The organism is Mucilaginibacter phenanthrenivorans, assembly GCF_024721155.1.
In the GTDB taxonomy this organism is placed as follows: Bacteria; Bacteroidota; Bacteroidia; order Sphingobacteriales; family Sphingobacteriaceae; genus Mucilaginibacter; species Mucilaginibacter phenanthrenivorans.
Genome location: NZ_JAHVAP010000009.1, coordinates 185498 through 195349 on the forward strand (window position 1 = coordinate 185498; position 9852 = coordinate 195349).

A 9852-nucleotide genomic window follows, 5' to 3' on the forward strand; every position below is an offset into this window, starting at 1 on the left:
TGAAGAGCAGCATGCTACTTTCTTAACCATCCAATATAAAGTTAAGCAGATCTGAATAATTTTAAAATTCCGCTCATTTAGGGAGGCAGACATTTAATGATGACCTACAAGGATATCTGCGTTTATACCTTCTCTTTAAATATCATTACGTCATTTAATAAATAAACGAAATAACGTGAAGTTCTAAGCCTAACCTTAGTTTATTGAACTCAATTTCAACGGGTTAATTACAGGCAGGCTTTTAGTTAATAATAATTAAATCCCGGTCAACCCCGTAAAGGAATATCCGCAAATTGAAGTTTTACCAATTATGAAAGTGAGGATGAGCGTAAAATCAAAATGCCACGCATGCCTGTTATTTTTCATTGCTCTTTTTATTCTTCCTACCCTAAAGGCTCGGTCACAGGAGATAACAAGAATACAGGCAAACTCCCTGATAAAAAAGCTCCACATCCAAACGACGGATACAGGCAAATTCAATACGTTGGTCAATTTGGCCTGGTTTCAAATACTTAAGCCGGGTGAGTTGAAAACGGATCTTGACAGTGCAAAAAACTACCTCAACCAGGCAGGAGAATTACTTAATCGCTTTAAATCGCCTGAATTTTCCGGATTTTTCAATCTTGTATATTCTGATTATTATCATGAAAGCGGACAAAATAAAATAAGCCACGATGCATTGGTGAAAGCGACAAATTTACTGAAATCCGGAAAGAATAAATACCTGTTAGGCCGGGCTTATCAGGACAGTATGTACAGAATGTCTGACCCGGAATCAAAAACCAAAATGCTGAGACTGGCAGCAAACGAATTTCGACTCGAAGGAAATATGAGACAATTGGGGGACTGCCTGAGGCTGATTGCAGACCTGCATTCGTTTGAGCCCAATAATATTAATGCCGGATTGCTGGAATTGGATTCTGCCAAACATTTGTATCAACAAGCCCGTTCGGGTGATTGGCAACAGTTATATATCGTCTATAGCAGATATTATGCCTTGCAGAATAATTATAAAAAATCTTTGGAGGCAATTCTTAATGCTTTGCGGGCAACAGATATAAAGGATACTTCCCCGGAAGTTTGTGAGTTAGATCTACAGGCTTCCGATCTTTTTACAAAACTGGCAGATCCGAAGCAAGCACTCACTTATGGCTTAAGTGCGCTCCGCCTGGCAGAAAAAAGAAACAATATTGCTGATATATACGAAATTTCAGTTGCCGTTACCAAGAGTTATTATGACCTGGGCAAACCGGAGCAAGGCCTGAAACTGCTGGATGCATTAGAGTTCAAATATCCTGTCGGTAAATTCGATGATCAATCCCTGGCACATATTTATTCCAGATTATTTGTCTACAATAACCTTAAGCTATATGACAAAGGTCTTCCTTACTTTAATCTTCTGAAGAAGCAAATCAAAAAAAGGATACTAACTGATAACAGGTCGATAGCTCAAGCCCTAAGCCAGATGATCATGTTTTGTATCGGTTCAGGGCGTTATGATCAAGCAAGGAAAATGCTTGATGCTTATGAAACGACCTTAAAAAAGAGCGGTTTAACGCCTTATACACATTCCAGGCTTCTGACCAAGCGATTGGCTTTGGACACTGCAACAAAAGATTATAAATCAGCAATGCATCACTTGCTCGAACTTAAGGCTATAAGTGATACGATATTCAATGTAACTCAAACAAGGCAATTGAAGGAACTGGAAATTCAGTATCAAACAGAACGTAAAGAAAACGAAAACAGCTTACAGAAACAAAAAATACTCACCTTGACCGCGCAGCAAAAGTTTGAGCAGGCGCAATTAAAAACTGCCAATGTTACGAGAAACGTATTGATGCTCAGCGCTCTTTGTGTCATCGTTATTGCCGGAATGATTTACAGGCAATATATACAAGGGCAAAAAAACAATACCCTCATAGCAGAAAAAAACAACCGTTTGGAACATCTGCTTTCAGAAAACCAATGGCTGCTGAAAGAGGTTCATCACAGGGTCAAAAATAATTTACAGGTAATCACAGCCCTTTTGAATTCTCAATCTGCCTATTTGGAAGATGGTGCAGCATTAGATGCGATCCTGAAAAGTAAAGGCCGCGTCGAATCTATAGCATTAATCCATCAAAAATTATACAAGGCAAACAATTATAGCAGCATATTCATGCCTGAATACATTCAGGATCTGATCAAGTATTTAAAAGAGAGTTTCATTGAAGATCAAAATATATGGTTTGACCTTAACGTTGATGCTGTCTGGTTAGACGTAGCTGATGCAGTTCCTGTCGGTTTAATTATCAATGAAAGTGTAACCAACGCGATAAAACACGCCTTCGAAAAAAGAGTTGACAACAGAATTGAAATATCATTAAAAAAAGAAGGTGCGGGATTAATCCTGGTTGTCCGCGATAACGGTAAAGGATTCCCTGAAACCCAATCCGCTAAAAATGGTTCATTTGGTTTATTGTTAATGACCGGGCTGGCCGATGAACTGAACGGCGAACTGGAGCGAGTGAATGCCGATGGTACTTTAATTCGAGTTCATTTCAGATCTTTGACAACTCCGCCGGGGATCAGTAGTGAATCGCCAGATAGTATAAAAAACAGTTAGTAGCAGTTTATTGATGTCATATCACTTTGCCGATTATTTATTGTTGCGCCTGCCGACTTATCCTGCTATAGAATATTCCGAGGATCCTGAAACGGTATTAAATTCTCCGTTTTTCCGGGCTGCCCTGTATCTCGCAAGCCCGGTATTTTATGGACGCCTGAAAGCTACCGGCTTTAGCCCGGCAAACCTTAGCGCCAAGGAATTGGCGACTGTTTTGAAATACTACAACCGTTGTTGTTTCCGGCCAACCCCGTTCGGATTTTTTGCTTCCGTTTCGCTGGTCACATGGGGCAAAGGCGGAATAGAACTGACAAGCACAAACAATTTAATTGCGAGTCTACAACCTGATCAGGGATATGTTAACCGGGCATCCGGAAATTTGTTATCTAAAACCGGATCAAAGCCAAAATTTGAAGCCAACCCAACTTTATACCGGGTATTAAAAGATTACCGGTTTATAAGTACGGAAGTTGGAGATGACGGTAAAAGGGTTTACCAGCTGCAGTCAACAGATTATTCATTGGTGCTTAAAAATATTTTGCAATTCTGCCGGCAGCCGAGAACTGTAGCTCAGATAGTTCAGCGTATTGGCAGGCTTGCTAATACCAGCCCGGAGGACAGTGAAGATTATCTTTTGTTCCTTATTGATAGTCAAGTCCTAATCCCCGAAACCCGTATAAATATAACGGGGGAGAATTATTTAAACCGCATCATAAATGGGATTAGTGACCAGGTTAATGCGCCTGCACAACCTGCGAAAAAATTAACCATAAACCTACCCTATTCCAGCATCACTGTCCCGGACCTCATTAACTACAGGAGAAATCTAAGGCATTTTGCTGAGAAAGAGTTAACCAATGATGATCATCAGGAGATCAGCGCAGTTTTGCTGCGTCAAATGGCAGGAGCTCAACTTGACCTCTCATTTCAAGATACAATCAGGAACGGAATTAATGCCCTGAATAAACTGTGCCTTCCTGATGAACTTCCCGCCATGAATCAATTCAGGTCTGGGTTTTTAAAATACTTTGAGGGCCAGCGGATACCTTTAATGGAGGCGCTCGATCCCGAACGCGGAATTGGCTACCAGGAAGCAGCTTCAGCGCATCCAAATGAACTTCTGGAAACCGTAAAATTGCATAGCGTATCTCCTGCCGCCCCTAAAAATTTCTGGTCTTCTGTCCATGTTTACCTGATGGAAGGCTGGCTGAATATGGAAATCAAAAAGGACAATATTATCCGCCTTGACACAGAAGGTTTGAACAAACTTTCTTCATCCAATGAAATATATACCCCGCTTGGCATTTCCGTACTTTTTCGTATCGCTGAAGGAAAGGTACTTATGGAAGCTGTAGGAGGGAATAATGCATTGGCCCTGGCTGGGCGCTTTACCGTATCCGGCGATGACATTGCCGCAGCCGTAAGGTATATGGCCAAAGAACAAGAAGATTTAAATCCTAACCTGATCTTTGCTGAAATATTGCACGTGACAGATCCACATATCGATAATGTGAATCGCAGGGGCCATATCTGGTCGCACGAATTACCTTTAACTGCCGCCTCTACATTGGATGCGGGGCAACAATTGGAGCTTGGAGACATGTTTGTAGAGATTTCAGGCGATCAGGTTTTTTTGTGGTCCGAAAAACAAAAGAAATACGTAATCCCCAGGTTAAGTACCGCCTATAATCACCATATCAATAAGTTGCCGCTATTCAGATTCCTCGCCGATCTTCCCTATCAATTCGGCAGGGCGAATTTTAACTTTCAGCTTCAAAATTACTTTCCCGGACTCGCTTATTATCCCCGGGTAGAATACCACAATTGCATCCTGAGCCCTGCGACCTGGCTGATAGATGAAATAACCCTTTTGGCCTTGCGTGAGCTTAACGGCGAGGAATTGCAAAGCGCATTTTCAGGTTTGGTAAAAAAATTGAAAATCCCTGAGTTTTTTGCGTTGACGGATGGCGATCAGCAGCTTATATTTCAAAGTGACAGCCTGAAGGATATCCTGTTATTCAAAGAAGTGACCAGGCAGCGGACCGAATTGATGCTTACTGAATTCACCGTTGAACATGCAGGAAGTGCCCTTGTTCGTGATGAGCAGGGACGGGCTTTCGTTAATCAGTTCAGCGCTTTTCTCCTGCCCGATTTGCCGTTAGCGTTACCGGATGGTCAATGGCCGGTTGTTGGCTCAACAGCAACCAAGTCCAGGAAATTTATGCCGGGCTCGGAATGGCTTTATCTGAAAATTTATTCACCCAAAATAGGTGCTTCAAAATTACTCCTTAAATTATGGCCGCTCATCGACAGAAAATACAGCAACGGCAGTATTAACAAATGGTTCTTTATCCGATATCATGATCATGCGCCACATATAAGGCTCCGCCTGAAAATTGACCCCAAGGATATAAGTGAAATTTTGCTGGCTTTCAGGGCATCACTTGAAGGCCATATTGAACAGCATGTGGTACGTGAATATCAGCTGGACGTCTATAACAGGGAACTTGAAAGATACCAGGCTGCCGGAATTGAGCTGACAGAGGATTTTTTCTGGGCAAGCAGTTTATTCGTAAAGGAATACCTGCGGCGGAACAGTGAAAAGAAAGGCCTGCCACCTTATCTTGCAGCTGTGGCTACGGTAAAAATCATTACCGGCGAAATATTGACAGATGAGGGGGATCAAAAAGCGTTTTTCCTAAATTGTTACCGGCAAATGATGACTGAGTTTGAAGGAAAAAACGCGAAGCAGCAGCTTGACCTCAAATACCGGGAGTTCGGTCCTGCTATATATCAAGCGCTGCATAATGCTGATTTCCTTCAAATGCACGGATTGGCTGCAGCCGTGAGAAACCTTGTAAAACATACAGCACCGCTGAAACAGGCATTGCGGGGACAAGATAACGAACTGCATACTTATTTGCACAGTATCCTTCATATGCATCTCAACCGTCTTTTTACCGATCAGCAGCGCTTACAGGAAATGATCATATATTTCCTTTTATTTAAACACCTTAATTCAGAAGAAGGCCGGAAAAAGCAGCGGCATTAGGAATTGCGGTCAGTTTTGACCAAATGCTCATCCATCAGGTCCAAAAACCTTTGCTTATAATGATCACCCAACAATAACGATTCGCCGGTTTTCATTTTCACCTGCGCTCTTTCGGTAATGCTTACAAAATTAATATTGATGATGAATGACCTGTGGATACGGACAAAAACGCTTTTTGGCAGGTGCCGTTCTATATCCCGCATCGTTAAATAGGTCATGTGCTTGCCTTCAGTTGTAAAAATCTCAATATAATTCACAGCGCCCTCAATATAAATGACCTGATCGAACCTGATCTTTATAATTCGGCCTTTGATCTCACTTTTAATGTTAAAGAAATCATCTTTTGAAAGCAGTTCGGTACCCTGGTGTTTGTTTATTTTTCGTTTGGCTTTCTGAATACATTTGAGAAACCTGTCGTAATTGATCGGTTTTAACAGAAAGTCGAAAGCTTCTTTATCGAAAGCCTGCAAGGCATATTCCGGGAAGGCGGTGGTAAATACAACGGTGGTATAGAGATTGACCATGCCAGCCAGGTCCATGCCTGAAAGCTGACGCATATCAACATCTATAAAGGTGATATCAGGTGCGTTTTTGCTGGTCAGTATTTCCAGTGAATGGAGCGGGTTTGTTGCCGATCCGATCAGATCTAATCCCGGCGTTTTTTCAATGTATTCAGTCATTAAGGCTACAGAATCGGCCTCGTCATCTATTACATAACAGGTAAAATTCATAGGTTTAGTGTTAAAGAAACGGCAAAATTGTTATTTGTCTCCGAAATTTCAAGCTTATAACGGTCAGGATAATAATTGCCAAGCCGTTTCTCGATATTTCGGAGGCCGATGCCGCCTTTTGGGTAGGGTGAGCTTAACCGTTTTTTATTACTGGTTTTAAAGACAAGCACACCGTCCCCGTAAGTCAGCGAAATATGGCCCGGCTCGCCGGCCTCCCCGAGATCGCCATGTTTGATCATATTTTCCACGAGCGTGATTATTATCAAGGGCAGGATTTTCACATCTTTCAACCTCCCCTTTTTACGAAAACTAATAAATAGCTGCTGTTCAAATCGCAGGTGGCTGAGATCGATCAGCTTCTGAGCCTGTTCCATTTCCTGGCTAAGCAATACCGTTCGGTTATCCTCGCTGCTTACCAATGAATACCGCATGATCTCTGATAGCAGCATCACACCTTTGCCTGCCCGTTCCGATACCTTGTGAATTGAATTGTAAATAAAGTTTAATGAATTGAAAAGCAGATGGGGGCTGATCTGGTTTTGCAGGTAAGCGTTTTCCGCAGAAATGTATTTATTTTCCAGCTCCAAAGTTTTGGCAATGCTCCGCAGTTGCTCCTTTTCCATGACATGATTTTTGTCCTTGAACTTGACCATATAAAGCATGGACCAATAGGCAATACTGAATCCAATGAAAAAGATCTCTCTGAAAATATTGGTTAACCACAATTTTTCATTGGAAAGTGTGAGCGCCAAACTAATACTCCCCGTCCCGCTTAAAATGGAATCCAACTTTAGTTTTAAAATAAGGAAAACAAAAATCTCTAAAGTAATCAGTAAACCTGCGATAAAATAAGGCCTTCGTGTTTTAAAGAAAGCAAAATCAAGTATAAGGTGGGCGTTAATATAGAATAAAGAAATATTTAAAAGGTAATAAATAGCAAGATGAAAAAATGAGGTAGTTAAGCCCACAGAAATTTGAATCAGGAGTATTTCATAAATGATATATAACCCCCAAATAAGAATATGCCTTAATATTATTGTCTTGTTTTTGGTCATTTAAAGTGTCATAATAAAATCACCTATCACTCTCTGCATATAGCAAATGCCTCCCCGCGTAATAAAGTTAGCGGCCGCTTAATCCGAAAATAGCTTTGACCTAAACATCAAAGCCATGAAAAATTTTAAATCAAAGAAATTGCACAAAAGGTTGGATACCATTTGTGACTTTAACAGGGGTACTTTAGGAGCAGGCTTCCCGGATACAACACCTACTGAAACCGACCCGACTACAGCTACGGTTACAATAATAGTTACAACGGTTAATACGCATGCATCTCAAAAGAGATTAATGTAAAGTTAATTTAATATTTAGCCAATATTAAATAATATCTCTTTTTCAATCTATTCATAACCGTCAAAAAACAGGATGATCACTTAAAAATCGGCATTTTGCTTAAATCAGAATTATTTCAGTTGGAAAAGCTTATTGGTGAAATTGTTAACTATTACGAAATTTCCGATAGCGAGGCCAGCCTCAAGGAGGTAGGTACAAAAACTGCACATTTGGCCGGGATTTGTGAAGGCCTTCGGCTCAAATGGGTACGTGAATTATTCAGCAGTGTAAAGGAAACGATCATACTCAGATATGTTCAATATCACCAGGCGGGAATTATTTCGCTTTCCGACGTGGTGTATGCAGAGATACCGGGGCTTAACGAAAACCGGTATAGTCAGCAGCTTAACAATTTCTACAACGAAACTATAAACCAGCTGGAAGGCCTCCTGCAATTCCTTGAAAAAAGCTTTTATAAATATTACGATTTTGATCATGTCGTATCAGCCGAACTATGCCGGCGGGAGTCCGAAAACATTCTTAACCTTTTAAAGGAGGTTATTTCCAAACTGGTTAGAGCCGGAATCGACCAGCGTTTGATTGAAGGACTTAAAACGGCCATTTCTGAAAAAATTGACAATGCCCTTCAGTCCGGAATTAGCTACCGACAGGTTTCTTACCTCAGCGGAATTTTAAACCTGATCCGAGCCCGAACGCTGAGAGGGGATTTTAATACCGATGTACTGGCGCAACTGCTCTATCATCAAAATTTCAATTCTTATTATTTTGAACGCTGGTATCAATCGCTTCTGACATCAACTATTGCTAATGCATCAAAGAAGAACAAGGATATTGTAATTCAAAAAGAACTTGAAACTCTCCAATCGCGGTTCGTCGAGCATGGTAAATCTTTTCATCACGAATTACCGGCTATTAATGACTCATTGATCGCCTGGCTCGGACTACAATACATCGGCATACAGCAATTGTCAGCTAAAATAACGGGCAAAATGAATGGGCATGACAGGATGCCGCTTAACTTTTCAGTTGCCCAATTTGGGTTGTTTATAAGGCTGTGCTACCTGGAGGGCTGTTTTCATGTCAATAATATTTCAGGTATCCTGCGCTTTTTTTCCTTTCATTTCGAAACCAAGAAACAGCTGAATATATCCCTCAAAAGCTTTAGACGTGCCTTTTATGGTGGAGATCAGGCAACTGCAGCAGTTGTCCGGGATTACCTGCAAAGAATGCTTAACCTGATTGATAAAACCTATTTCCCCAGAACTTAAAACGCTGATTATGAAAAATTGATACGTGCTGGTGCTGTTCGTGACACCTGTTGCCGGTAACCGGTGGCAGCACCTTTTACTTAAAGTCAAACATATGATAACTAAATTCAGTGACCGTCTCTATGCAGACTTAAATAAGGATATCAACGCGCTTGCGCTCGAAGAAGATCAATTGATCAAGCGCTATGAAAAGTCGATCCACGTTTGTTTAAAGTATCTTCGTAAACTTAAGGATTATTGTAAGCTCAATGATCCTGGCACCCCTGCTGAAGAGATCGTCTTCTTTAAACATATCAAGCCCAAATTTAAATCCCAGCTGATCTTCTATCAATCTCTGCTTAACCTGGAAATCAGAAAACCTATCGGTGATGGAAAAGTCGTTGCTGACTTTCTAACCAATGAAATAAAAATTTTATACCACTTCTTTGAAAGCAATCTTTCCTTTTACCAGTATGTGCGGACGGAAGCAACCTATCTCGATGAATACTACTTCGTCCGGGGAAATTATGATGTACACCTTGATCCTGATCAGTGCGTCATCGATTTTGATCCGACATTCAGTACGACGCATGATCATAAGCTTGCGCAGGTTCTTGCCAGCGAGCTAATGCAGGAGCACCTGGAACACAGCATTCAAAAGATTAATCAAAAGGACGCCATCGTACAAATTGATGCAGAGTTCCGGGATTTCGACTGGAAGCAAACCAAATGCGCCCTGATCGAGCTGATCTATTGCTGGCATGCTACAGAAGCTTTCGGCAAAAAAAACCTGAAAAGCATCGTCAAATTCATTGAAAAGTCCTTTAATATTTCCCTTGGGAATTTCTATGATACCTACGA

At 41.1% G+C, this 9852-nt stretch carries 7 protein-coding genes; 5 read left to right on the forward strand and 2 right to left on the reverse strand.

Annotated elements, in window-relative coordinates; all coding sequences use genetic code 11:
• Positions 1 to 322: 322 nt before the first annotated feature.
• Both KXD93_RS22090 and KXD93_RS22095 read left to right on the forward strand, forming a co-directional pair.
• Positions 323 to 2608 (forward strand): histidine kinase dimerization/phosphoacceptor domain -containing protein, encoded by a 2286-nt coding sequence (locus tag KXD93_RS22090; protein ID WP_258139541.1) that lies wholly within the window; start codon positions 323 to 325, stop codon positions 2606 to 2608.
• Between the two features lie 13 nt (positions 2609 to 2621).
• A complete protein-coding gene (locus tag KXD93_RS22095; protein ID WP_258139542.1) occupies positions 2622 to 5660 on the forward strand; it encodes a lantibiotic dehydratase in 3039 nt (1012 codons plus the stop codon).
• Here the strand turns inward: KXD93_RS22095 and KXD93_RS22100 are convergent.
• The gene (locus KXD93_RS22100) at positions 5657 to 6391 is read right to left on the reverse strand and encodes a LytR/AlgR family response regulator transcription factor (protein ID WP_258139543.1); all 735 of its coding nucleotides are present in this window, start codon (positions 6389 to 6391) and stop codon (positions 5657 to 5659) included. The genes KXD93_RS22095 and KXD93_RS22100 overlap by 4 nt on opposite strands.
• The gene (locus tag KXD93_RS22105; RefSeq protein WP_258139544.1) at positions 6388 to 7179 is read right to left on the reverse strand and encodes a sensor histidine kinase; all 792 of its coding nucleotides are present in this window, start codon (positions 7177 to 7179) and stop codon (positions 6388 to 6390) included. The genes KXD93_RS22100 and KXD93_RS22105 overlap by 4 nt, the downstream gene beginning before the upstream one ends.
• 382 nt (positions 7180 to 7561) lie before the next feature.
• On the opposite strand from KXD93_RS22105, the gene KXD93_RS22110 reads away from it, so the two are divergent.
• From KXD93_RS22110 to KXD93_RS22120, 3 genes are all read left to right on the forward strand, one after another.
• Positions 7562 to 7744: a hypothetical protein gene (locus KXD93_RS22110; protein ID WP_258139545.1), complete on the forward strand. Its 183-nt coding sequence runs from the start codon at positions 7562 to 7564 to the stop codon at positions 7742 to 7744.
• Positions 7745 to 7839: 95 nt separating this feature from the next.
• Positions 7840 to 9012, forward strand: a complete 1173-nt coding sequence (locus tag KXD93_RS22115; protein WP_258139546.1) for a hypothetical protein — start codon at positions 7840 to 7842, stop codon at positions 9010 to 9012.
• 94 nt (positions 9013 to 9106) lie between these two features.
• Positions 9107 to 9852 (forward strand): RteC domain-containing protein (locus KXD93_RS22120; protein WP_258139547.1); only part of this gene is annotated, 746 nt, incomplete at its 3' end.

What these genes read in the sequence shown, in the direction of transcription:
- KXD93_RS22090 (WP_258139541.1), top strand. Translation starts at nt 323, where the DNA reads ATGAGCGTAAAATCAAAATGCCACGCATGCCTGTTATTTTTCATTGCT.
- KXD93_RS22095 (WP_258139542.1), top strand. Translation starts at nt 2,622, where the DNA reads ATGTCATATCACTTTGCCGATTATTTATTGTTGCGCCTGCCGACTTAT.
- KXD93_RS22100 (WP_258139543.1), bottom strand. Translation starts at nt 6,391, where the DNA reads ATGAATTTTACCTGTTATGTAATAGATGACGAGGCCGATTCTGTAGCC.
- KXD93_RS22110 (WP_258139545.1), top strand. Translation starts at nt 7,562, where the DNA reads ATGAAAAATTTTAAATCAAAGAAATTGCACAAAAGGTTGGATACCATT.